Origin of the sequence: Lonsdalea britannica, assembly GCF_003515985.1 — a bacterium.
In the GTDB taxonomy this organism is placed as follows: Bacteria; Pseudomonadota; Gammaproteobacteria; order Enterobacterales; family Enterobacteriaceae; genus Lonsdalea; species Lonsdalea britannica.
In genome coordinates this window covers 3,546,554-3,572,213 of record NZ_CP023009.1, presented here as the reverse complement: position 1 = coordinate 3,572,213, position 25,660 = coordinate 3,546,554, and the positions used below count along the sequence as shown (strand labels likewise).

At 49.7% G+C, this 25,660-nt stretch carries 15 protein-coding genes, 3 tRNA genes and 1 pseudogene; 13 read left to right on the top strand and 6 right to left on the bottom strand.

The window, feature by feature from the left end; all coding sequences use genetic code 11:
• Positions 1-462: 462 nt before the first annotated feature.
• The 6 genes from CKQ53_RS16400 to CKQ53_RS18835 all read left to right on the top strand — a co-directional run bounded on the left by CKQ53_RS16400 (position 463) and on the right by CKQ53_RS18835 (position 7,577).
• A complete protein-coding gene (locus tag CKQ53_RS16400) occupies positions 463-711 on the top strand; it encodes a tautomerase family protein (RefSeq protein WP_094117461.1) in 249 nt (82 codons plus the stop codon).
• A complete protein-coding gene (locus CKQ53_RS16395; protein WP_118895185.1) occupies positions 708-1,649 on the top strand; it encodes a pseudouridine-5'-phosphate glycosidase in 942 nt (313 codons plus the stop codon). Before CKQ53_RS16400 ends, CKQ53_RS16395 begins: the two co-directional genes overlap by 4 nt.
• A 2-nt stretch (positions 1,650-1,651) precedes the next feature.
• Positions 1,652-2,335, top strand: a complete 684-nt coding sequence (locus CKQ53_RS16390) for an HAD family hydrolase (protein ID WP_094117462.1) — start codon at positions 1,652-1,654, stop codon at positions 2,333-2,335.
• Between the two features lie 66 nt (positions 2,336-2,401).
• Positions 2,402-3,649 carry a questin oxidase family protein gene (locus CKQ53_RS16385; RefSeq protein WP_094117463.1) on the top strand — a complete coding sequence of 416 codons (1,248 nt, stop codon included), beginning with the start codon at positions 2,402-2,404 and terminating at the stop codon, positions 3,647-3,649.
• A gap of 71 nt (positions 3,650-3,720) precedes the next feature.
• On the top strand, positions 3,721-5,154 hold the full coding sequence (locus tag CKQ53_RS18840) for an amino acid adenylation domain-containing protein (RefSeq protein WP_244200966.1): 1,434 nt from the start codon (positions 3,721-3,723) through the stop codon (positions 5,152-5,154).
• Between the two features lie 38 nt (positions 5,155-5,192).
• A complete protein-coding gene (locus CKQ53_RS18835) occupies positions 5,193-7,577 on the top strand; it encodes a thioesterase domain-containing protein (RefSeq protein WP_244200965.1) in 2,385 nt (794 codons plus the stop codon).
• A 390-nt stretch (positions 7,578-7,967) separates the two neighbouring features.
• On the opposite strand, the gene CKQ53_RS16375 is transcribed toward CKQ53_RS18835, so the two are convergent.
• Positions 7,968-8,043, bottom strand: a tRNA-Asn gene (locus tag CKQ53_RS16375).
• 371 nt (positions 8,044-8,414) lie between these two features.
• Here CKQ53_RS16375 and CKQ53_RS16370 point away from each other — a divergent pair.
• Positions 8,415-8,681: pseudogene (locus tag CKQ53_RS16370) on the top strand (LysR family transcriptional regulator); the annotation flags it as partial.
• 130 nt (positions 8,682-8,811) lie between these two features.
• Here CKQ53_RS16370 and cycA read toward each other — a convergent pair.
• Positions 8,812-10,218, bottom strand: a complete 1,407-nt coding sequence (gene cycA / locus CKQ53_RS16365; protein WP_085653489.1) for a D-serine/D-alanine/glycine transporter — start codon at positions 10,216-10,218, stop codon at positions 8,812-8,814.
• Between the two features lie 363 nt (positions 10,219-10,581).
• Between cycA and CKQ53_RS16360 the strand changes: the two genes are divergently transcribed.
• Positions 10,582-10,657: transfer RNA gene (locus tag CKQ53_RS16360), tRNA-Lys, on the top strand.
• Positions 10,658-10,950: 293 nt separating this feature from the next.
• Here the strand turns inward: CKQ53_RS16360 and CKQ53_RS16355 are convergent.
• On the bottom strand, positions 10,951-11,175 hold the full coding sequence (locus tag CKQ53_RS16355) for a DUF2594 family protein (protein ID WP_085653488.1): 225 nt from the start codon (positions 11,173-11,175) through the stop codon (positions 10,951-10,953).
• Positions 11,176-11,801: 626 nt separating this feature from the next.
• On the opposite strand from CKQ53_RS16355, the gene uvrY reads away from it, so the two are divergent.
• The 4 genes from uvrY (at position 11,802) to CKQ53_RS16335 (ending at position 15,113) form a co-directional block, all read left to right on the top strand.
• Positions 11,802-12,458: a UvrY/SirA/GacA family response regulator transcription factor gene (gene uvrY / locus CKQ53_RS16350; protein ID WP_085653487.1), complete on the top strand. Its 657-nt coding sequence runs from the start codon at positions 11,802-11,804 to the stop codon at positions 12,456-12,458.
• On the top strand, positions 12,451-14,289 hold the full coding sequence (uvrC, locus tag CKQ53_RS16345) for an excinuclease ABC subunit UvrC (protein WP_085653486.1): 1,839 nt from the start codon (positions 12,451-12,453) through the stop codon (positions 14,287-14,289). Before uvrY ends, uvrC begins: the two co-directional genes overlap by 8 nt.
• A 59-nt stretch (positions 14,290-14,348) precedes the next feature.
• A complete protein-coding gene (gene pgsA / locus CKQ53_RS16340; protein ID WP_085653485.1) occupies positions 14,349-14,897 on the top strand; it encodes a CDP-diacylglycerol--glycerol-3-phosphate 3-phosphatidyltransferase in 549 nt (182 codons plus the stop codon).
• A gap of 140 nt (positions 14,898-15,037) precedes the next feature.
• A tRNA-Gly gene (locus tag CKQ53_RS16335) sits at positions 15,038-15,113 on the top strand.
• 370 nt (positions 15,114-15,483) lie between these two features.
• Here CKQ53_RS16335 and CKQ53_RS16330 read toward each other — a convergent pair.
• Complete coding sequence (locus tag CKQ53_RS16330) at positions 15,484-16,782, bottom strand: cobalamin-independent methionine synthase II family protein (RefSeq protein ID WP_162896374.1); 1,299 nt, start codon at positions 16,780-16,782, stop codon at positions 15,484-15,486.
• A gap of 1,186 nt (positions 16,783-17,968) precedes the next feature.
• Here CKQ53_RS16330 and CKQ53_RS16325 point away from each other — a divergent pair.
• Complete coding sequence (locus CKQ53_RS16325; RefSeq protein ID WP_094117466.1) at positions 17,969-19,900, top strand: oxidoreductase; 1,932 nt, start codon at positions 17,969-17,971, stop codon at positions 19,898-19,900.
• Between the two features lie 300 nt (positions 19,901-20,200).
• Here the strand turns inward: CKQ53_RS16325 and CKQ53_RS16320 are convergent, their stop codons facing one another.
• Entirely contained in the window at positions 20,201-23,602 is a 3,402-nt protein-coding gene (locus CKQ53_RS16320; RefSeq protein WP_094117467.1) for a TIM-barrel domain-containing protein, read from the bottom strand.
• 21 nt (positions 23,603-23,623) lie between these two features.
• The gene (locus CKQ53_RS16315; RefSeq protein WP_094117468.1) at positions 23,624-24,844 is read right to left on the bottom strand and encodes a hypothetical protein; all 1,221 of its coding nucleotides are present in this window, start codon (positions 24,842-24,844) and stop codon (positions 23,624-23,626) included.
• Between the last annotated feature and the right edge of the window lie 816 nt (positions 24,845-25,660).

Genomic DNA, 25,660 nt, shown 5'->3' with positions numbered 1-25,660 from the left:
GCCGGCAATAACAGAGAAGCGCTTTCTGTTTCATTTTTTTCACAATAATATCGGATTTAAGACCCCACTCCCGATGGCTTATGCTGGCGATTTAGGTGTGAAGATGAGTGGCTGCAGTCGCAATATAAAATGGTCTAATTATCGACTAAGCGTATTTTGCCGATGGGCTTGCTTCAAGTTGGCTATTATCCATAAGGTTTCTCTTAAATATGATGTGGGAGATGTGAGGGGAAAACTTACACTGATGATTATCACGGCAGGGTATTTGAAATCGGTAGTTGACGGGTAATCTATAGCCCATCGTTGGCATGAAAAACATAATAATTTCGATTTATATAAAAAAAATAAAACTGTTGAGTTAAAGGAAACTGTTATTTTCCTTGATATCAGCTAGTAAAATGTGACCAACCACATAATATCCATTCTACGGTTTATTAGGATATCAATGGAGTGGGTTGACTTATGCCGCATATCAACATGAAGCATTTCCCGTCATTAACTAATAAACAGCGCGATGATCTCGCCAGTATCTTTATTCATGAAATAAGCCGTATTGTTAACTGCCCGCCTGAATTTATTTCTGTAGCTTTTGAGCCTGTCGAACCTGAAATATGGATGAATGACATTTATCAGAATGAAATATTACAGAAAAAGCAATTCACGCATACTTTTCCTAATTATAACGTCACCACGGAGAAGGCATCGAAATGAAACCGTATCGAAATACTGATTTATTATCTTATAGTGAAGAGGTCCTGGACGCATTAAATAGCGGGAAACCCGTTGTTGCGCTGGAGTCGACCTTTATTTCTCACGGCCTTCCCTATCCAGAAAATCTGGCCACAGCATTAAAAATAGAACAAGAGGTCAGACATCAAGGCGCTACTCCCGCTACTATCGGGCTGGAAAATGGCAAATTCCTCATTGGCATGACAGAAAAAGAGATCGATCGCTTCGCTTCGGCGAAAGGTATTTCGAAAATCACCAGCCGGGATTTACCTGTTGTTATGGCGCAGCGTGGAATGGGCGCGACGACGGTGGCTTCTTCGCTGGTGGCGGCAGAACTTGCAGGTATTGCGTTTCTTGCTTCCGCCGGCATTGGCGGGGTGCATCGTGGCGCAGAGAAAAGTATGGATATATCCGCCGACCTTATTCAGTTTACCCGTTCGAAAGTGGCGGTGGTGTGCGCCGGAGCCAAGAATATTTTGGATCTTGGCTTAACGCTGGAATATTTAGAAACGCAATGTGTCCCCATCATTTCCTGGCAGTCGGATGATTTTCCGGCTTTTTATTGCGAAAGCAGCGGATTCCGTAGTCCACATCGCATTGATGACGACATGCAGGTCGCCAGTATTATTGAGCAACACTGGCGGCTGGGAAATAACAGCGCCGTACTGATTACTGCGCCTGTTAACAAAGCGGACGCGATCGATCGCGATGAAGTTGAGGGTATTATTCAGCAGGCTGCGGAACAGGCTGAGCGGGAGGGTATTCACGGTCCCGGCGCAACGCCTTACCTGATGCGCGCGGTCGCCAAAGCGACTAAAGGCAAAACCGTCAAAGCCAATATTTCAGTCTTGATCAGCAATGCGGGTGTCGGGGCACGGCTGGCGGCTGCTCATGCGCGCCTCCTACAGGGTGAGGTCTGAACATGTCTCCGGTGCTGGCCATTTTCGACCTTGATGGAACATTAGTGGATACGCCCTCAGGCATTGTTCAGGCTTTCAGCAGTGTCTTGCGCGAGAACGGACGGCCCGCCATTCATCAACAGGATATCCGGCAAACTATTGGACTACCGCTGGAAATCGCCTTCACGCATTTGATGGATATTCCCGCCGAGGACTCGCGGATGCCGCAACTGGTGGCTGCATACCAGCAGGCTTTTCGTCAGCAGGTTCTGCCCCGGGCTGCGCAACTTGTTTTCCCTGGGGTTATCGATGGGCTGAAAAAACTGCAGGCTCGTGGCGTTATCCTTACCGTGGCGACCAGTAAAGTGTCTAAAAGCGCGCATGCTTTGCTGGAAGCAGCAGGGTTATCACCTTTTTTTGCCAAAGTCCTGGGCGCTGATGATGTGGCTCATCCGAAACCCCATCCTGAAATGGCGCAGGTTTTGATGGCGGCCTTTCAGGTCCCCGCCGCCCAAACCTGTATGGTCGGCGATACTTCCCATGATTTGCTGATGGCGCAACAGGCGGGAATTATCGGGCTGGGAGTAGCGTGGGGCGTGCATAGCAGGGAACAACTCGGGCGACGGCAACCACGACAGATCGCCACCACTTTTGATCAAACAGTCGATGCGATTCTGACGATGCAAACTCAACGGGCGCCTGACTGACCTTTAACCTCAGCAAAATAGCTTCAACAACAAAGTATTTTGCGTTTGCGAGTGGACGAATACGTTATGGCTTCTACTATCTCCCCTGCTGAGAGGATGACTGACGCCGGTCAGTCCCGTGAGGCACGAATTGATGCACTGTTGGCTGATACTTCCCATCATATTGAATTTAATGGGCACCTTTCGAATCATAGTAAGCATGCCGTCGTGGCGCTGGCGGGACTGGGCGCGTCAGCGAACAGAATCGAAGAATATTATTACCAGTATGCTAAAGAAACGACTTATGGCTTTGGCCTCGAGCCCAAACGACCTTCACGTTACACGGTGACTGATGAAAACTGTCTGTCATTGCTAGGGCGACGGACCAGTTTTTCCAGCTGGTGTCACTATTTTTCTTCCCTTACGGAACGGGAGGGGCTGCCTGCCGTGCTGGAAAAATGGATGCCCGTCCTGCTACCCGGCTGGGTTGGCGCTTTTACGCATGCGACGATCCACTTGGGGTGGGGGCTGGACTATGGGCATCCACGCATGATTACCGAAGGAATGGCGTACATGGCGTTCTCATGGGTTTCGTGTCATCCGGAACGTCAAACCGCATCTTGTCTTACCGGGGATGCCACGGCTCTCGAGTCCCTGATCGCTATCAGCACAGCGCTGGAACAGCGCAATACTGAATATCAGACGTGGGTGCAGCGGGTTCAGAATGGCGAGATCGCGCCAGAAAAAGCCGCTTGCCACTCGGAATTGAAACGCTCGGGTTTGCAATATCTTATTGCAATGTCGGTTGCGGAAGGCCACCCGCTTATGGATGCAGTACCCGGCTGGTTATGCCATGGACAAATGGACACAGTGTGGCAGCAACTCTACTACGCTGTTGCCATTATTTATCTGGCGCGGCCTGGTGATTTCGTTAATCTGCATTTAATTACCTCACTGCATGCGATGGAACACATCGCCAGCCAGCTTCCGGAGCACCAGCATCGTGACGTCGTGCGGCTATACTGGCAGGGGATGATGGGCATTCTGTTCTCCAGTGGTGATTTTCCTGATGCACAGACGATGGCCCATCTGGATTCCAGACTTAAAAATCAGTTTGACGATATGCAGAAACCGGACGTGCAACAATACTGGCAAAACATTATTACCGCCGCGATTGCTGAAGCAGAAGAGCATAATCCAAAATTGGTTTATGTTATGCGAAAATTATGGGAAAGAACGCACGGGCTCTCTATTTATCGCGAATCAGCCGGTTCTTTTACTACGACACCTGAACTTCCGGAAAGTTTTTTACAGCAAGCCGATGATAGTATTTAAAGATAATAAAATGGCACTGTCATTAGACTGATATTAGAAGAAATACGTTATATTTTTCGAGGAAGTTAATAATGTCTCTGAATACAAATAATAGTGACTTGGCCAGGGTCATTGATGACGCTCGTCCGTTTGTTGTTGATTCTGCTGCTACGCTTATTTCTTTATTTAAACAACAAATGGAATATGAACCCTTAGCTCCTGCCATCATATTCCGCCAGGAAATTGTGACCAGAATAAATCTCTGGCAACAAGCCGCATCAATGGCTCGTTATCTGATGGAAAACGTTGACTGCAAAGACCAATGCGTGGGGTTGTTTGTTGAGCCATCCGTGTCACTAATAAGCGGGGCATGGGGCATTATGTTATCCGGTAATGGCTATTTGCCGCTGTCCCCCGAATATCCTAAGGAACGCTTGCGCTATATGCTGGAAGACAGCCGGGCGGCCGTCGTTTTTACCCAGGAGCACCTGCGTCCACAGCTTGCACAATTAGCGCCGCCTGAGGTTCATATTTTTACCGAACAGGATGTGAAGAAATATTTGGCGCAATTGACTTCCTCAATAACAGCACGGGAGGAATATCCCTTATCACCAGATACGCTGGCTTACGTTATTTACACCTCAGGTAGTACAGGCAAACCGAAAGGCGTGATGATTGAGCAGCGTAGCATCGTCAATCAAATGCAATGGCTGGCCCGTGAATATCAGCTCAATGCACAAACGCGTATTCTGCAAAAAACGCCGATGAGTTTTGATGCGGCGCAATGGGAAATTCTCGCTCCGGCCTGCGGCTCCACCGTCATTATGGGAGAGCCAGGTATTTATAAAGACCCTCCGCGTCTCATCGCCACTATTCGCCGCTACCAGGTGACGGCCTTGCAATGCGTTCCCACCCTTTTAAAGGCTATTTTGGATGATGATGACATTCTGCAATGTGTCAGCCTTAAGCAGATTTTCAGCGGCGGTGAGGTACTGCATAAACGTTTGGCGATGCTCTGTCTTGAGACATTACCCCGTTGTCAGCTGGTGAATCTTTATGGGCCGACAGAATGTACGATTAATAGCTCGGCTCTGACCGTTAATAAAGAGGTGCTGGAAAAAGAATCAGACATGGTTTCGATCGGTCGTCCCATTGATAACATGCGCTACTCTATTTTGGATGAAACGTTGCGTCCGGTCGAGGCGGGAGAAACGGGGGAGCTGTATATCAGCGGGGTGGGATTAGCGCGGGGTTATTTGCACCGGCCTGAAATGACCCGAGAACGTTTCCTGCTCGATCCCTCTCAGACGGGAAACCGGTTGGCAAGGATGTATAAAACGGGCGATCTGGCTCGCTGGGGGAGAATGGCACCGTTAGTTATTCTGGCCGTACTGACAACCAGATTAAATTACGCGGCTACCGCATTGAGCTGGATGAGATACGCTCCGCCATTGAGAAACATGACTGGGTCAGAAACGCCGCCGTTATCGTCAAAAATGATCCTCACACGGGCTACCAGAATTTAATTAGTTTCGTCGAATTGAATAATAAAGAAGCCACGCTGATGGACCAAGGGAATGCGGAAAGTCATCATTATTCAAAGGCAAATAAGGCTCAGGTTTATATGCAACTCGCGAATACAGGATGTCGCGATGAAAACGAAAATGATTGGGTTATCAACCTACCGGGTTCTCAGGAAACGCCGCAGCAGCGGGCGATGGCGTTTGGCCGTAAAACTTATCGTCACTATGAAGGCGGAATTGTTAGCGAACAAGATCTTCGGAATATGCTTAGTGAACAGCCGCCATTAGGGCAGCCGGCGGAGCTTTCCACACTGTCATTGGCTTCTTTAGGAACGCTACTGCGCTACTTTGGGCGTTTTACGAGCGATGAACGTATTCTGCCGAAATATACCTGGTCCTCGCCGGGAGCATTATATGCAACCCAGCTTTATGTCGAACTGGTGGGTATCGCTAGTCTTGAGAAGGGGATTTATTATTATCATCCAGTGAAACATCAGCTGGTATTTTGCTCTGAGACCTTAGTTGACGAATCACCTTTTTTCCGCTGCCACTTCATCGGCAAAAAAATGGCGATAGAACCTATTTATAAAAACAATATTGAGGAGGTGCTCAATTTTGAGGCGGGGCACATGCAGGGCGTGCTGGACTATATTCTGCCGGGTTTTGGTTTTAGCATCGTTGCTCAACAGCCTTGTCCTGAAGTGAAGTTACACCTCGGCGCTGCGGATGAGGACTATTATCTGACCAGTTGTCGTATCGATAGCTATCGGCAGAATCCGCCACTGCCGGTGGATATTCTGGTGCAGGCGATGTCGGATAAAGTTGCCGGGTTGGAGGCAGGTCTCTATCGCTATCAAAATAATACATTCCAATTAGTAAGCCGCCAGCTGGTGCAGAAAAAACACGTTATCGCGATTAACCAGAAAGTGTACGAAAACGCTTCCTTTGGTATTGCCCTGCTGAGTAGGGAACAAACGGGCTGGCAGAAATATGTCACCTTGGGGAGGCAAATGCAGCGCCTGATGAGTAATAACTGGCTAATGGGGCTAATGGGGCTAATGGCGTCAGGCTACAGCTCTGAAACCGGTAATGATTTGCCTTCCGCCATTGTATTAAAGAACATTCTCTCAATGCGGCGCGGAGCTTCCTATTTCTGTGTAGGCGGACGTATTACCGAACAGCAAAAACAAAGCGAGGGAATGAAAGAAGACATTGTTCATATGAAGGGGCCTGCGGAGATTTTGCGAGATGATCTAGTGCGTTTCCTGCCCATATATATGGTGCCAAATAAGATTATCGTGCTAGAGAAATTGCCGCAGACGGCAAACGGGAAAATTGATATTCAGAGTCTGTCCGCGCATAAGATTGAGCTTGCCCATAAGACGATTGTTTTACCTCGTACAGCATTAGAAAAACAAATTGCGGAGATATGGCAAACCTGCCTCAAACAACCGCAATACTCAATCGACGATAATTTTTTTGAAGCCGGTGGCAATTCGCTCATCGCCGTGGCTTTTTTGACACGCTTAAATAAATCGCTGAATTGTCATTTACCGGTTCAGGTGATTTTTACTGCGCCGACCATCGAAAAACTGGCTCTGTATATTGTCGCCAGTTCATTAGACGCTGCTGATACTTCACGATTGATCCCTTTGCAGCCGCGGGGGCGCCAGAACCCGGTATTCTGTTGGCCAGGTTTAGGCGGCTATTGCATGAACCTGAGAACGCTGGCTGTTACGCTTTCATCAACTCGGCCATTTTACGGCATTCAGGCCAGTGGTATTAACGCTGGCGAAGCTATCTTCCCAACCATAAAAGAAATGGCGGAACGCGATATTCAGCTTATCAAACAAAAACAGCCGCAGGGGCCATATGTGCTTTGGGGATACTCATTTGGTGCGCGTGTGGCATTTGAAACCGCCTGGCAACTTGAATGTGCAGGCGAACAAGTGAAAGAGCTGATTCTAATCGCGCCGGGATCGCCAACAGTGCGTCAAGAATCAGCTGCACTTCATGCTTATGAAGCTAGTTTTACCAATCCAACTTACCTGACAATTTTGTTCTCGGTTTTTATGGGAAGCATTCAGCATCCATTGCTGGAACAGTGCCTATTGCAGGTCACAACACGTGATGACTTTATTGATTTCATTGCCAGGCACCATGAAGCGCTAGTGTACGAGCAGATCGCACGTATAACGAATATTGTGGGGCAGACATTCGAGTTTACTTACAGCTTCCATGAACTCAATCAACGCAAAATAAAGGCGCCAGTGACCGTGATAAAAGCACAGGGTGATGATTACTCATTTATCGAAGGCAGCGAATGCTTTTCTGTTGTCCCCCCCAACATAATCACCTTGAAAGCAGACCACTATCAGTTACTGAAAGAGAGCCACATTGATGAACTGATGAGCGCCATTGGCTGAACGAGAGGGGGATGGATATTAATTCGTGCATCCGTTGTCGTGCCCGGTAGCGCGAAGTCAATGCGCCCCCCGTTCACGAGCCCAATCAATAAGGTGAAGATTGTGTCTGGCTATCAGAAGCGCGAAGGGTAGATTCGAACTTATTTCACTGCTTGCTTCGGGCCACGATGATCGTCAGGTAGTTGCTATTCCAAGTGAAGAGTTGGGGGCAGTCCAAACCAACCTGACCCCAAATCTGACCACCATTTTTTCCCGATGCGGAGAAAAAGCCTAAAACGCAGTTGAAAGCGTTCTCGTTACCTTACCGCATCAAAGCGATACGAAAACTTGCTCAGACACATGAAAAACAAAAATCCCGCTTAAGTTTCCTTAAGCGGGATTTTCTAAATATGGCTCCTCTGACTGGACTCGAACCAGTGACATACGGATTAACAGTCCGCCGTTCTACCGACTGAACTACAGAGGAATCGGTAAGTGCGGTGGATGATAGCGGGAGTGCCGGGGCTTGTCAAAGCAAGATATGAATCTCCGTGATCGTTTGATGAACTTATAATCAACTCATTGAATTTTCGGATTTAGTGGACGTATTCGATTGTGAGCACTATGGCGATAGACGCCCATATGCACTTCACCGTGGCAGCGATTGCACCATCATGGTGCCGTCAGGTGGGGTGGACTGAAATCGGTCAGTTCTGAGGTGGAAGCGTCGCACTCGCTGACCATTGCTTTTACTTATTTATAAGTGAGTTAAGTCCTAAAACGCATTTTTTCCCTGAACGATTTGGATTTGGCGTAGTTCTTGCTACCTCTTGTGAGGTAACCATTCTGGAGGTACGCATGAATCTAAGACGGCTCAAATACTTTGTGAAAATTGTAGATATCGGTAGCCTCACGCAGGCAGCAGAGATGCTGCACATTGCGCAACCCGCGCTGAGTCAACAAGTCGCCACGTTGGAGAGCGAACTTGAACAGCAATTGCTGGTGCGCAGTCGCCGTGGCGTTACCCCGACTGATGCAGGTAAAGTTTTATATTCCCATGCGCAAGCCATTTTACACCAGTGCGAACAAGCTAAGACGGCCGTTAACGGAGTTCGACAGACTGTTAACGTCTGAAAAAGAAAACGGCCAGCAATCAATTCATTGCTGGCCGTTCTTCTTATAACCCACCCGATATATCTATCTCTTCGATAATCAAGCTGACCATAAAATCTCTGGTCTCGATGGCCATTGTGGATCAGGCGTTCTGTTTTTTCCTGCGCATAAAGATATAAACGACGGCTAGTACCAGGAACCATAGCGGCGTCACGATGAGCGCCTGGCGCGTATCCGGCTGAAGCGTCAGCAATACCAAGACAAACGCGAAGAACGCAAGGCACACCCAGCACATCAATTTTCCCAGAGGCATTTTGTACTGGGACTTTTTGTGCAGCTCTGGTCGCTGTTTACGGTAGGCGAGATAGGAGCAGAGGATGATGCTCCAGATAAACATAAACAGGATCGCTGAGACGGTGGTAACCAACGTAAACACGGTCATGACGTTCGGGATTAAATAAATCAGCACGACGCCAGATAGCATGCAGGTACAGGAGAACAGGAGTCCTGCTGAGGGGACGGCGCGTTTCGATAGCACACTAAAACGTCGCGGAGCGTCGCCTTGCTTGGCCAACCCGAACAGCATACGGCTGGTGGAAAATACGCCACTGTTGGCGGAGGACGCGGCGGATGTCAGCACCACGAAGTTGATGACGCTGGCCGCTGCGGGTAGGCCGACCAGGATAAACATATCCACGAACGGGCTACGATCGGGTGCAATGTGATCCCAGGACGTCACCGACATAATCATCACCAACGAGAAAACGTAGAACATGATGATGCGGACAGGGATTGCGTTGATGGCTCGTGGCAGAACGACCGTCGGGTTTTTGGTCTCAGCGGCGGTCGTTCCCACCAGTTCAATACCGACGAAAGCAAACACCGCGATCTGGAATCCGGCAAAAAATCCGGTTACCCCTTGTGGGAACATGCCGCCGTGGCTCCACAAGTTGGTGAAGGATGCGATATTTCCTGAGGGTGACGGGTAGTGCATGAACACCAGCCCGGCGCCGATTATAATCAAGGCGGCGATGGCGATGATTTTAATCATGGCGAACCAAAACTCCATTTCGCCAAACAGTTTGACCGTCGCCAGGTTCAACGTTAACAGGAGCAGCACACACAGTAGGGACGATATCCATTGTGATAGTCCTGGGAACCAGAACTGGGCGTAGGAACTGATGGCCACGACATCGGCGATCCCGGTGACGACCCAGCAGAACCAATAGGTCCAACCGGTGAAGAAGCCGGCCCAAGGTCCCAATAAATCCGCGGCGAAATCGCTGAAGGATTTATAGTTCAGGTTGGAGAGTAAGAGTTCGCCCATCGCTCTCATAACGAAGAACAGCATAAAGCCGATGATCATGTAAACGAAAATGATGGAGGGGCCGGCCAGGCTGATTGTTTTTCCCGACCCCATGAAAAGACCGGTACCAATCGCGCCCCCGATGGCAATGAGCTGAATGTGTCGGTTGTTTAGGTTTCTCCGCAGGTCGCCTTGCGGTTTCGCTTCGGCGGTCTGGTTAACCGTTTTGGATTGTTCAGACATTCAAGTGTGTTTCCTGTTCTTGTCCGTGATGTGGTGTTTTGTTGAGCTCTTGAGTGGCTCTTGGCTTGTGATGCTGAAAGCGGGGAATAATATCACATTGTGACGGCGATGCTCATAGATGCTGATATAGGAGTAAAACAGCGTGATTCAAGCATGATGAAATAATGCTCAGACAGGTGAGAATAATAGCAATCAAGATTTTAGGTGGGCCTTCAATATAAAGATGATACTTCTGGCTATGGTGAAACCAGCCGAACCATGAAGTCGCCGATGTTTAATTCAATTTCTTTTTTGTCGCTGGATACAAAAAACAATAATAACCATTTGACATGAAGTAGTGGAGAGTGAATAATCCGTCCCGTTGGGTCGTTAGCTCAGTTGGTAGAGCAGTTGACTCTTAATCAATTGGTCCGGGGTTCGAGCCCCCGACGACCCACCAACACCCCTTTATTACCTCGTGTTTTATTATATTTCAATTCCAGTTCCTCATCTAAATCTATCGACTCTCTTCCAATAGTTAATTTTTCATTATTATCTTAAATGTATTTTATTTCTAATATGTGTTTGGAATGTTAACCGCGTAAAAAGTCATTTACGGGGTTGGCCTGCCAAAAGAGTGATCGCGTTAATCTGAACACGGTGGGGGCTGTCTACGTTGATTTTTTATGTCGAGGGAGCTCAGGAGTAGAGGATATCTTGCCGATCGGCTGATACTGACCGGCAGGAAGAAAGTTATCTGCGGTAAACCGTTTTAATTTGTTTCATCGTATGACTAAGAACATCCGACTGATTTTGGTCTTCTAATTGATCGATATATTTTTCCATTCTCACCATCACTTTACCTGCATCGGCCTGTCCGATGGATTTCAGCAACAGTGTGAGTACAGCTTTAAGACAGGTGACTTCATGAGCTAGAGCTTCGACAGAGGTTTCTGTCGAAAAATCGGCCTTATTCATATTTGCTCCTTATAGAGATAAGTCCAGTAAGATCGATATGTTATGTCGCCAGGACCCTGAGATGACCGACATACCAAAAAATTGGGGCGCATTATAACATAGGTAATCGCTGTTCGGTTTCAGATAATGAATAGCCTGTTTTTATATATGGAATTAGAGATATTATTTCGCTGGTGGTTATATTTTTCTAAATGTACCTTCCCACTTAAATATGAAAAAGATGTATCTATATGGCATTATTTTGGTATTTTTAGGATGCATTTTATGCTGTAGAAAATAGTCGCCCTGAGGCACAAGTGCGGCTATAATCGTTCCGTTAGCAAAGTCACAACATATATATGAAGAAAGATTATTCTTAATATGTTGATTTGGCATTGTTTTTTATTTTAAGGTGACAATTGTCCCTTTTTTCTTAAAAATCCGGTTTTTGTAATAATCATGCTGTATCGTAGTCAAACAGATTGCTGTTGACGTCGCGAGAACATATAACCAATATGAAATCTATTGCACATAGTCAATAAAAATACATTTTTGATGGAAAAGTGTATTCATTGTAATTAAGCCATAGAGTATCACCACGGGAATTAGCAATTTTAAGTGTTACTCTCTTTTTGGAGAATTGTTCTTTGATTAGCGTTTTTCTTGTTGATGACCACGAATTGGTGCGGGCAGGGATACGGCGCATTCTTGACGACATCAAAGGCCTCAAAGTGGTAGGCGAGGCCGCGTGTGGCGAGGATGCGGCCAAATGGTGCCGTAACAATAGCGTGGACGTTGTCCTGATGGACATGAACATGCCGGGTATCGGCGGTCTGGAAGCAACACGCAAAATCGTGCGATTTTCTCCTGAAATAAAAGTCATCATGCTGACTATTTATACAGAGAGTCCTCTTCCCGCCAAAGTGATGCAGGCGGGTGCCGCAGGTTATCTGAGCAAGGGCGCGACGCCTCAGGAAGTGATCTGCGCCATTCGCTCTGTGCACGCCGGGAAACGTTATATCGCATCTGACATCGCTCAGCAGATGGCGCTGAGTCAGTTGGCTCCGCAAACAAAAACTCCCCTGGAGTGCCTTTCCGACCGCGAATTACAGATTATGCTGATGATCACTAAGGGGCAGAAAGTGGTCGAGATTTCAGATAAACTGAACCTCAGTCCTAAAACGGTGAACAGTTATCGTTATCGAATGTTCAGTAAATTGAATATCAGCGGGGACGTGGAGTTGACCCACCTTGCCATCCGGCATGGTCTTTTTAATGCGGAGACGTTGACCAGTAGTGAGTGAAAGCTTTGATGCCCCGGCGTTCTTAAAAACGGTAACCAGCCAACCTGGGGTTTACCGTATGTATGATGCTGACGATACGGTTATTTATGTCGGTAAGGCGAAGGACCTGAAAAAGCGTCTCTCCAGCTACTTCCGTCGCAACGTAGGTAGCCGCAAAACAGAGGCGCTCGTCAAATGCATTCATCAGATCGATGTGACCATCACGCATACCGAAACGGAAGCGCTGCTGCTAGAACATACCTACATCAAGCGTTACCAGCCTCGCTACAACGTGTTATTACGCGATGATAAATCTTATCCGCTGATCTTCCTGAGCTCTGATAAACATCCCAGAATTTCCATTCATCGCGGCGCCAAGCATGCGAAGGGCGAATATTTTGGGCCTTTCCCCAATGGGAATGCGGTACGCGAAACCTTGATGCTGCTGCAAAAGCTGTTTCCCATTCGTCAGTGCGAAGATAGCGTTTATCGCAATCGCTCCCGTCCGTGTCTGCAATATCAGATTGGTCGTTGTCTCGGCCCCTGCGTCTCCGGACTCGTCAGCGATGAAGAGTACCGTCAGCAGGTGGAATACGTCCGATTGTTCTTGCTGGGAAAAGACCAGCAGGTGCTGACGCGTCTAATCGCTCAGATGGAAGCCGCAAGCAAAACGCTGAACTTCGAAGAAGCGGCGCGGATACGCGATCAAATTCAATCGGTACGCCGGGTAACGGAAAAACAGTTCGTTTCCGGCGCAGGAGATGGCGAAGATCTCGATGTCATCGGCGTTGCCTTCGATGCGGGTCTGGCCTGCGTACATGTTTTGTTCGTTCGCCAGGGCAAGGTGCTGGGTAGCCGCAGTTACTTCCCCAAAATTCCGGGAGGCACGGAACTGGCTGAAGTCGTACAAACTTTCGTGGGGCAATTCTACTTGCAGGGAAGTCTTTCCCGGACGTTGCCTACCGAAATTTTGTTGGATTTTTCGTTGCCGGAACAACAGCTTCTGACGGACTCATTAACCGAGATCGCAGGACGCAAAGTGCAGATCCAAAGCCGTCCTCGCGGCGACCGCGCTCGTTATCTCAAGCTGGCGCGAACGAATGCCAATACCGCGCTGATCAGCAAACTGTCTCAGCAATCAACTATTCATCAGCGTTTGACGGCATTAGCCAATGTTTTGCAGCTGCCCGAAATCAAACGCATGGAATGTTTCGACATCAGCCACACGATGGGGGAGCAGACGGTCGCATCCTGCGTGGTCTTCGACGCAAACGGACCGCTTCGTTCCGAGTATCGGCGCTATAATATTACCGGGATCACCCCAGGCGATGATTACGCGGCGATGACTCAGGTGCTGAAACGGCGTTACGGCAAAGCGCTGGATGACAGTAAAATTCCGGATGTCATCGTGATTGATGGCGGGAAAGGGCAGTTGGGGCAGGCTAAAGCCGTTTTCGATGAACTCCAGGTTCCCTGGGATAAAACACAGCCGCTGCTTTTGGGCGTCGCGAAAGGGAGCGATCGAAAAGCCGGGCTGGAAACGCTGTTTTTTGAGGCGACGGGAGAGGGCTTCGCCTTGCCGCCCGATTCGCCTGCGCTACATGTCATTCAGCACATTCGCGATGATTCCCACGATCACGCCATCTCCGGTCATCGGAAGAAAAGAGCCAAGGTCAAAAATACCAGTAGCCTGGAACTGATCGAGGGGGTGGGGCCGAAGCGTCGTCAAACGTTGCTTAAGTATATGGGCGGGCTGCAACCGCTTCAGAATGCCAGTATCGAAGAAATTGCTAATGTGCCGGGAATTTCTTCAGCTTTGGCAGAAAAAATTTACTATGCATTGAAACACTAGGGACAATGTAGCAACATACTCACAATACCCACTCCGGCCAGACAGTTATCAAAAGAACTATGCAATTTAATATACCTACGTGGCTTACCCTGTTTCGCGTTGCATTAATTCCTTTCTTTGTGCTGGCGTTCTATCTTCCTTTCGCCTGGGCACCTCTGGCCTGCGCCGTCATTTTTGTCGGAGCGGCGGTCACTGACTGGTTTGATGGATTTTTGGCGCGTCGTTGGAAACAAACGACCCGTTTTGGGGCTTTTCTCGACCCGGTAGCGGATAAAGTGATGGTTGCCGTTGCTTTGGTTTTAGTCGCCGAGCATTACCACTCCTGGTGGATCACCTTGCCCGCTGCCACGATGATCGCCCGTGAGATCATTATTTCCGCGCTGCGTGAGTGGATGGCGGAGATTGGAAAGCGGAGTAGTGTGGCCGTTTCCTGGATCGGAAAAGTGAAAACGACCGCCCAAATGCTGGCGCTGTTCGCTTTGCTGTGGCGTCCTGATATGTTGGTCCAGGGTGTTGGCGTTGCGGCGTTATACGTGGCTGCGGTGTTAACGTTCTGGTCAATGTTCCAATACTTGAACGCTTCGCGGCACGATTTGTTCGAACATTAATCGAGCTGACGCAAAAATCAGCGAGTGAGTGATTTCGGCCGATAATTTCATTGACTCGCTGCGATAGGTCAGTAGAATGCACCGCATCGACAGCAAGCATGGCTTGTCAGTCACTTTAACAGATGAAGTCAATCTGTTACGCGGGAATAGCTCAGTTGGTAGAGCACGACCTTGCCAAGGTCGGGGTCGCGAGTTCGAGTCTCGTTTCCCGCTCCAATTCTTATCTGCAGATGGCTCCTTAAGTCTGCAGAATCAAAAAAAAAGAGCGAAAGCTCTTTTTTTGTTTCTGAAGCACGTCAATCTCAATTATCTACCCCAGCCTTTCAACATCGTTATGACTAGCAGCGACGTTTGCTCGTTGTTAGCTGAAGTACTCATCCCAGAACTTTTCGTAAAATCAAATCAGCGGGTCTCGCATTGGGACGCCGGTAGCGTATCAGCGTCGTTCATTTCTTTTGACCCAAGCATCGCAAACTTAAAAGTAAACAGCCCATAGAAATGTTCATATCCTATGGGCTGATAAGGTGGATGGGGGAGGTTGACCATCTGCACAGTTACGCCGCCCCCATCACTTTATGGGTTTTTGTTAGTCTGAAGAGGATTCAGTCGACGGCGCTTGCAGTACCTCTTCCGCTACCTCGCGGACCAGCTGCAGCTTTTTGGTCTGATCGTCCATGGTTAACGGATTGCCTTCCCATGTTGATGCGAAACCGCATTGAGGTGAAAGGCCAATACGTTCTAGCGGGATGAAGCGGGTCGCCTCGCTAATGCGCGCCTTGAGCAGATCTTTTGCTTCCAGATCGGGTCGCTTAGTTGAGATTAACCCGAGAATGACCCCTTTGCCTTTCGGAACCAATGCCAGAGGTTCAAAGCTTCCCGAGCGAGGATCATCATATTCCAGAGAATAAAGGTCGAAGCTCCGCGCACCTTTAAACAGCGCTTCGGCGATGCTCTCATAACCGCCTTCCGCGTAGAACTGTCCCGCATTGTTGCCGCGACAGATGTGCAGGCAGGTGGTGATGCCCTCGAGGCCGTTGACCACTTCGTCGATGCACGCGATCCCCTCTTCGAGTAAGCGCTCAGTATCAATGCCCGTCTGAGCTTTCACGTCTTCCCTTAGCTGAGGGTCGATGAGGATCGCCAGTTCCGGCGCATCGATCTGCACATATTCACAGCCGAGATCGCGCAGTTCTTCGATTTCTTCCCGCAGCAGTCTGGCTACATCATGGAAAAGGTCGAAGATATCGGGATAGGCTTCAGCTGAATGCGATGCAGACCAGAATGACCAGGCAAGAAGCGGAGAGGGCAGCGTGATCTTCTTGGGCCGGTCAGTGATAGCGCGCAGGAAAGTGAACTCCTCGACCGATACCGCTTTCTTACGGGCAAGCTTGCGGGTTACGACAGGCACAACAGGCGTTTTCGCATTCGTCGCCTGCGCTGTTCCTTTCAGACCCCGCCATTCCAGACCGGGAAAATTGGAGGATGCGGTAAGATCAAATCCGGACAGCGCATCAAAAAACCATGAGAAAAACATCGAACGACGTTGTTCGCCGTCGGTCACGACCTCGACGCCAGCCGCTTCCTGAACGGCGACGGCCTCACGTACCGCGCGATCCTCGATACGCTTGAATTCCACCGCAGAGATTTCGCCTGCCTGAAAACGCACTCGTGCCTCTTTTAACCATTCTGGTCTAAGCAAAGAGCCAACCTGCTCTATTTTATACATTTTTCCCCCTGATTTTTCGTTCAGTTTGTTGTCGTTCTGGGAAGCGAAACGTTGTTTATCGTGCTTCACTTCCCGAAAAGAGTCGGTACCCGCTTGGCTAAAATGGACGGCTTCCGTTGATAAATATCTTCTGATGTTATCAGTGTTCTCTTCTAACAAAAAACCTCTCATTTTGTGGTGTTTTGTGAGGTTCGTTTTCACGCGTCCGAGACGCGATTTGTATGGCGCAATAGGTCTGATATTCCAACCGAATAGGGTATTCACCGGTGAGCCAACCTGCAAAACCGCTTATCAAAACGCGGCTGTCGTGAAAGGGAGGATGTATCTATATGACGCGGGTTCAGCATTGACTCGCTGGATAAAATGATGCTATCAGGGAAGAAAAAATCGCAAGTTAGCATGAGTCGTGAATTGGGCGATTCAAGACGTGTTGTCAAAAAGAAAGTCATACAGAGGCTCAATGGTATGGTGAGTCTTTTCCATAAACGCATTGAAGAATAATATTTTCAGAAAATACTATATCGACAATGGCGGGATAGATACATAAAACCGCTTATTTAAAAATAAAAACATAGGCCTTCACGAAAATATCACAATCCATAATTATCTTACCCGTGTTCAAGTTAAATTAAATGAGGCGTTAATTATGCCTAAACATTGAACTGCCAAAACGCGCGCCAAAACAGCAACCGATGGGCAGTATCATGACACGGATAATTCATGCGCGGGTTCAGCTTATGATCGTCGTGTCGAAAAAGGTGAAACATTTCCACCGAGTAAAAATAATCACCATTATCAGGAGAAATAAAAGCTAGGGGAAAGGCAGCCTGAATGCAGCAACCACCCTCATACACTGGCTCACCGGCGGGGAAGCAGCCCCTGTCCACGGTATGTTCAGCCCTACGCTGTGCCGATAACCCAGGCAATCTTTCACCGCGGCGTTTTGCCAGCATGGGTATCTTTCTTCTGCAGGAAATCTCAGCCCGTTAACCCGAATAAAAATAACATTTCTTTGTACTGGTCCTTGTTGAATTAATTAACAGAAAAACGATATCAAAGGATGACTGATTGCAGCCTATTTAATCCCGAACAGGTTGATAACGTTATTCTCTCCATTTATAGAACATCTTATTATCTTTTTTGTTTTTATTCATTTTTCAGATGAGCTCTGTTTTTAGCGTTATTTTGACGTGCTTCATGGTTGGGGTGGGTATTAATAAATAGTCATTGTTTGAGAAAGGTGTGAATTATTATAATGAAATTCGAGGACGATATTTTTTAAAAGGCATTTCTAATGCTATTAGAATAATATCTTTTATATTCATTAGCAGGAAAAATATAAAATATGTTCAAAAAATTATTTCACCCCGAAAAAATTAATCAGTGCGTTATTCCGAACCGGCTCGTCGTTCCTGCCATGGTCACCAACCTGTGTAACAGCGATGGTACGGCATCAGACCGCTATATCGCCTATCACGAAGAAAAAGCAAAAGGCGGCTGGGGGCTGATCATCACGGAGAACTACGCCATCAACGAAAATGCGATGGGCTGTAAATATATCGGTGGACTCTGGCGCGACGAGCAAATCGCCAGTCATCGAAAACTCACCGACACCATCCATCAATACGACAGTAAAATCTTCTGCCAGATTTACCATGCGGGCCGCCAGACGTCAGAAAATGTGAACGGCGGTGTGCAGCCAGTGGCCCCTTCGGCAATCCCTTGCCCCGCGTTAAAAGAAATGCCTCGGGAACTGGGTATCGACGAAATTCAGCAGTTGGTTTCAGAATTTGCAGATTGCGCTCGCCGTGTGAAAGAGGCGGGCTTTGACGGTGTTGAAATTCATGCCGGTCATGGTTATCTGATTGCCGAATTTTTATCGCCTTATGCCAATAAGCGTACCGATAAATATGGCGGTAGCCTCGACGGCCGCATCCTGTTCTTAAAAGAGATTTATGAGGCGGTGCGTAAGGAAGTGGGCGCTGACTATCCTGTGACCATCCGACTTTCCGCTGACGAAGGTTTCCTGGGCGGGCGTGATATCGCCGAAACCCGCGTTTTGGCGCAGATCTTCGAAGAGTGGGGCGTGGATGCGCTGCACATGACTATGGGCGTTTATGGCGATCACAACAAGGCTTGTACTGTGCCGCCGATGTATGTGGGCCATGCCTGGGCCGTCTCTTTCTCCGAAGAGCTGAAAAAAACGGTGAGTATGCCCATCATCACCGTGAACCGCATTAACGATCCGCGTATGGCGGACAACGTTTTGGCCTTGGGCAAAGCGGACTTTATCGCGATGGGACGTGGTTCGTTGGCCGACCCACATCTGCCCAACAAAGCGAAAGCGGGTGATGTCGCGTCTATTCGTTACTGCATCGGCTGCATGCAGGGTTGTCTGGCCAGTTTGCCGCTTGGCGTGCCGTTCACCTGTCTGGTCAACCCGTCGCTGGCGCGTGAAAGTAGCCTGGACTACAGCAAGGTCGATAGCCCTAAACGCGTCTTCATCGCGGGGGCGGGTCCGGCAGGGCTGGAAGCGGCCCGCGTGGCGGCGATGCGTGGTCACCGTGTGACGCTGTTTGAAAAAACCGGCTATCTGGGCGGTCAGTTCCGCTCTGCGGCTTTCCCTCCGGGTAAAGGCGAGCTGGCGACCTACACGGCCTGGCTGGGCCGGGAGCTGGAAAAACTGGGCGTGGAGATCAAGCTGAATACGCCGCTGACCAAAGCGATCGTGGCGGAAGGTCGCCCGGACTCCGTTATCGTCGCCACCGGGGGTAAACCGGCGGTTCCGCCGATTAAGGGCATCAATCAGCCGCACGTAGTGCTGGCGGAAGATGTCCTGTTGGGCAATGTGGTGACCGGTCAGCGCGTGGTGATCGCGGGCGGCGGTGAAGTCGGTGGCGAAACCGCGGCACATCTGGCCATGCAGCAGAAAGAGGTCACCGTGGTTGAAATGCGCGACCGCCTGTTGCAAGAGCTGGATGGCGTCAGCAAACTGCATCTGATGTCCGTACTGGAAGAGTATGACGTGAAGCAGTACCCCAACACCAAGCTGTGCGAAATTGGCGAGCATCAAGTGATCCTCGAAAATGCGCAAGGACGAATGGAGTTAGAAGCGGATACCGTCGTTATCGCACTGGGATACGCGCCGGTCAAAGAACTGGCTGAAGAGCTGGAAGGCGTTGCCGACGATGCGATCGTCATCGGTGGCGCCGTGAAAACCAGCAATGCGCTGGTGGCTGCGCGTGAAGGTTTTGACGCGGGTATGTGTCTGGCCTAATCATGCTTTAGCGCCATTAATCCTCGGCGCTTGACCGTCTTATCAACGGGCTTTCCATGCAAAATGGAAGGCCCGTATTGTTATCTGTGGTTGGTCTTTACGCTCCACGATTTGCTTTTCTTGGTTTCTTGTCGGCGCTGACTTTCGTGGAAACCGAACAATGCGGCAGGTATATCTCTGCTGTATGACAGGATAATGAAACAGGACTCAGGAAGAGAAATGGGGTGGGGCGTTGGCTGGTGGAAGGCGGTAAAAAATCACGGACAGGCGGAAAGCCTGCCCGTGATGAGGTCGAATGCGTTATGACACGATATTCATCGTCAACGCGTGGGTTGCGGATAGCGTGCGGGTGCTGACTTTAATCCAGACGCTGCCGCGTGGGTCAACATAAGCCGCCTCTCCCTCGTGTTTGAAGAGTGCGTCCGTCGAATCTACGCGAGTGCTGAGGGTAGACGAGCCGACCGTCAGCCGTTGCAACGCAGGTTTGTCCGTGCGCAGGCGCAGGTAGACAAATGCGTGCAGCGGGTAATCGTACTTGCGCGGTGTCAGGCTAACCTCCAGCGAACCGTCGATTCGACGTTGGCGAACATCGATCACCGAGAACTGTCCCTGACGTTCTGCTGAACGGGTGACGCCGCCATCGTCCCAGTAAAGTTGATGGTCGCCTTCGTCAGATTCGCCGAGGGGATAGAGCGCGAGCACCAGCGGCTGCTCGAACTTATCCATCACCTGAATATTCTTGAACGGCGCAGGGAGATCAGACTGCGTGTGGCGTTCAGGGATAATTGCGCCTTCACGAATAAACAGCGGCACGTTGGTGATGTCTGCGCTGACGGTACGGCGCTGGCCCCCTTTAATGGGATTGGCGATATCCACGGTGTCTTCGATGACATGGTAACGATACCAGTTCAGCGTCTGCCCTTTGACCGCATTAGGGAAGTAAATGTCCTTTTCCGCCACGTAGGCGGCTTCGCTCCCGGCGATGCTGCGCGTCATGATTGGGGCATAAAGCACGGAGCTGTCGATGAAGCACTGTGTCGCCAGTACGTCCTTGTTGCATTTATCGAAGATCGCGTCGTCGCCCTGCCACAAACACATCGCCTGCAAGATCGGAATACCGGTCTGGGTATTCTGATACATAGCGTCATACAGCAGGTGATGCCAGCGTACGCGGAAGCAGACGAAGGCCGTCATGATATCGGCGAAGGAACGATCGCTGCTGCCCGGCACCTTCTCGTCGTAGCGATAAATTTCCTGATAAGGTTTCATCGCATCGTAATGGTTGCGCATCCACGGCAACAGGCACGCCGCCTGAACCCAACGGGTCATCAGCTCGTGCTCGCAGATGTCGCCGATGTCGATGTCATCGGGACCCAGCACCAGCCGGTCATACACCATGGGATTGTGATTGCGGCAGTGCTGAGCGCCGAAGAAAATACTGCTGGGATCTTCTGGCGCTTCACCCGGCGCAAATCCGCCAACGTCGGAACCGGAGATGGGCAGCCCGGACATCCCCAGGTTAAGCACCATCGGCAGGGTGGCCTGCAGGTGATGCCAGGTGGAGGCGTTATCGCCCACCCAGTGACCTGCATAGTGCTGGAGGCCGGGGTAGCCGCTGCGACAGATGATATAGCTGCGTTTGTACCCCTTGAGCATATCTTCGTGTGCGCTGAGTCCGTACTCGTAGCTGGACTTCGCCAGCATGTAGGCATGGAAGTTGCGCAGCTCGACGTACGGCGTTTTACGACCATCGCCGAAACGGGGATCCGTCAGATGCGCCTGACCGTGGTAGCTACGCCAGTTGAAAGTATTGGTTCTTCTTCTGTCGTCATCGGGCGATTCCCCGGTGAGCGACCAGCCGAATTGGTTACGCGGCGCTTCCGTATCCGCGAAATTTTTACCGTCTTCAACGTGAGGCATGGAGTCGGGCGCCGGCATATCCTGCCAGATGAATCCAAGCCCATTTTTGAGCAGATAGGCATATTGGTCACCCCAAAAACGCGCGGCGTCCGGGTTGCCGTAGTCGGTGACAACGGCGCCGATCATATCGCGTTCCGACGTTTGCGCATTGATGCCGTAATCCAGCACCAACAGGTTCTGGTCGGGATAGTTAACCTCGCCGATACGGGTGTAAGTCAGACCAGGATAATCGCTTTCACGTTTCGGCCCCCGGAATTTGGGAATGTTGGCTTCACCCTCGTTAGCGACGCAGTAGCCTTTCTCAATCAGTCCCTGAGCGGTGACATACTGTTTTTTCGCTTTATCGGCTGGGTTATAGGCGACTTTGTCCGCGCGGATAAACGGTGTGATATTAGTTTGGCATTGCAGATTGAACTGGGCCGCCCAGTCGAATACCGAGATCCCTTCGTCGACCTTGCCTTTCGTCCAGAAGCTATCCTTGATGGTGAAGACCTTTTTGTCTTCCTGGATATCGATATCGATCCCCAGGCCTTCAATCGGAATACCGGATTTTTTATGCCCTTTGACGATGTCCTCCACATACACCTTGATGGGATCGTTGACATCATCCGGGCGCAGCAGGCCGGGACTACCGTATTTGGCCTGAAAATAACCAAAGATGTATTTGGGCGGCATGACCGCGCGGTCATTCAACGTCACGTCTTTTGCCGCCGGCGCATTCAGTTCGCCTTTCCCCATCAGGTAGGTGAAGGCATCCATTACTCCCGCCCCCTGTTCCGCGAACATATAATGGCAGTCGAATTCGCCGTGCTGAACGCCAGCTTCTACCGCATTTTTGTCGCGAGACGGGTTTTTGAGGGAGAAGTAGCTCTGGCCGGTATTATCCAGGAACACGCCAAGAAACTGCTGGTGGCCCTCCACCACGGCGCGCTCGATATAAAAAGGCGCGTTCAGATAAAGCGGGATGCTGGCGTTGGCTTTGAACGCGTCTTTGTACTTCGTCTTATTTGAGAAGACTTCCGGTTGGTTGTACCAGAGGTTGTCGTAGTTGTAGCAGGTGATCTGCGAGCCGGTGTGATCCAGCAGCGAATAGCCGCTGTAGCTATAGCAATCCTCAACAGCGTGCCCGACGGTCGCATGGCTTTTGCCGGTCAGATTGTAATTAACTATCTCGCCCAGACCGAAGTAGTGAGTCGCCGCCTCGGCTTTACGCTTCATGTTGGCGACGGTGCCCACGCCGGGTTTGGCATGGCAGAGCGGGCCGGATGAAATGTCAGTGATGGCGCCATCAGACAGGCGTTTGATCTGGATCGACAGGAGGTCGTTGTTGTCACGTAAGAACTGAATCTGGATAGATTTCAGTTGGATGCTCACGCCATCGCGATTCCAGCGCAGCAGCGGGTGGTATCCGGCCGTCTGCTCGTGTCGACGTATCTGATCCAGCCGTTCTACTATGATCGGTCCATAGACTTTGTTCGGGTAGTCGTCGATGCTCTCGGCGGAAGGGGAAAACCGAACCCGGAAGGCATCTTTCTCACAAGATGTGACCTGCAATACGAGATACACGTCCCGCTCGGCGGTCGCCGCGCCGGATTTCGGTTTGGCCTTGGCATTGATATAAATCGTCCAGTCCGCGTCGAAACCGTTGGGGGAATGGGGTTTGCCATCCCAGTAGACTGAATAAAGCTCAATGTCGTCGCCAACGGACCAATCGTCCACGGGGACATAGTCATAGGTGTTATAAGCACGCCACGACGTGGGAAGTTCTCTGTTTTTCATCATTACGCTGTCCTTGATAGTCGATTAGTGCTTGTCTGCTGAACGGTGAAATTCAAAGGCAATCCACACGCTATCGGTGTCGGCGTAATACTGATGGGGCGGGTAGAAGAAGCAGGGATCGTCCATGCTGGCATTTTTAGCGATGTCCGACACGCCTTTCCAGGCGTCGTATTCCGTGACGATCGGCATCGGCAGATGCGTGTTCCCGGGCGCGAGTCTAAATTCTTCGTAGAGTTCAGGGAAGGCTTTACCTGTATCAAACGGCGATGCAACGCCGCCTTCCGGCAGTACGGCCCGTTTGCCGGCAATCGCGGCACGGGCTTTGTCGATGTCGGTGAACTTCTGCATACGGCCACAGCCAATCAGTTGGGTATGGACCTCGAACAGATTGCTGCCATGCGCCGCGTGGATCCCAGCATCGGAACCGGCCGGCAGCCACCACAGATTGACATACAGTTCGTAAGGCAACGCCTTGCTGCCCGCAGGCGCAGGTAAACCGGTCAATTGCCACGGATTCACCTGGATTTTGTGGTTCAGATGAAGCTGATTAGAGATCCACAGCGGAAGCGCAGGGGTGCCGGCTGGGAAAGCGTATTTCGCCCACTGGGTATCGCGTGAAAAAATATCCGATTCGACATTGCGCGTATTGCGGACCTGGATCAGCGAGATGACCCCGTTTGCAGAGGCGTCAGCCGTCGTGATGACCGCTCCTGCACGGATGATGATGCTTTGTAGCGAGGGAACGGCATGACGCAGCGGGGTGTCATGATGCAAATCGCTGTTGACGTGCGCTGTCGCAGCGACATAGACCGGCTGAGTGCCCAGATTGGTAAGAATGACGTCGGTGTTATCTTGATGGGCGAAAAGCCCGGCGGTGTCGAATTCGTGCAGCTGACTGACCATTACGCCGAACAGTAGTCCGCCGTTGAAAGGGTATTCCGTCACCACATTTTCGGCAGCGCGAGGCGTAATAGTGACGGTTTTCGGCGCCGCGGGGTTCGCGCCGGGAGCCAATGTCGGATCGGCGGCGACACAGGAGGACGCTATCACGCCAGGAGGGCATTTTCCCGGTGCGGTGGCATTCGCTACGGCCTCTTTCGCCATCGTCTTATGCGCGGTGCCGGCCAGTGCAACCGTTCCGGCGGCGACGCAGCTACCATACAGCAGGAATTTACGCCTGGAAAGCGTACGTTGTTTCTCCTCCTGTTGAGATAAAGGGCATGCCTCTGCCGATGTCTTCTTCATCTGAGTTTTCATTGTGACCTCTAAGTATTTATGAATTAACAATTCTGTTATCTGTCATTAAAATGACGGCCACCCAAATACCTCATTTGAGAATGCCTAAATTGGCATCGTGAAATGCAAAATATTTTGGCGGTGATATTTGATTTATGTTGTCATCAATTTATCGGTTGTGATCTCGGAAGCCGGGAAGAACACAATCGATAAAAAAATGTAAATACCTCTTCGCCATTATTTTAAAATTTGTATTTTCTCCCGATGACAGTCGCACACGAGTTATTTTCCATCGTTACTGATGGATTAATTTCGTACAAATCTTAAGTTATTGTCACGAGAAAATCACAAGTATGAACGCAGAAGATGCTTACCTGTCATCACTTGATTTATCGGCGGTATAGTCTAACCCGGACAAACTTTGCCAACTGATATACCGCAATGTGGATTTCTCAAAATACATATTATTCGCTAGCTCAGTATTTTATGCGTATCCTTCTAATTATTATAAAATTTTCTGTTCAAAACAAAGGCGTAATTGCAACGTTTATAACCTATTACACAGCAGGCAATTTATTAGGGAGAAATGCTTATTTATGCTGTTCGCGATAAATATCCGGCGCATTCTTAAATCCCAATTCTCCATTTACGAACATTTTATCAAGCCTGTGTTTTAACATACTGTCCTTAATCAAAATTAGAGGGTGTTTTGAATAAAATCATATTTTATTTTACTTGCTAATTTGAATACACCTTGTGGCGTCAGCATCCGTTTGTTGATAGGCAATGAATATCACGCCATTTATATTTTCTATCCTGAGCTTA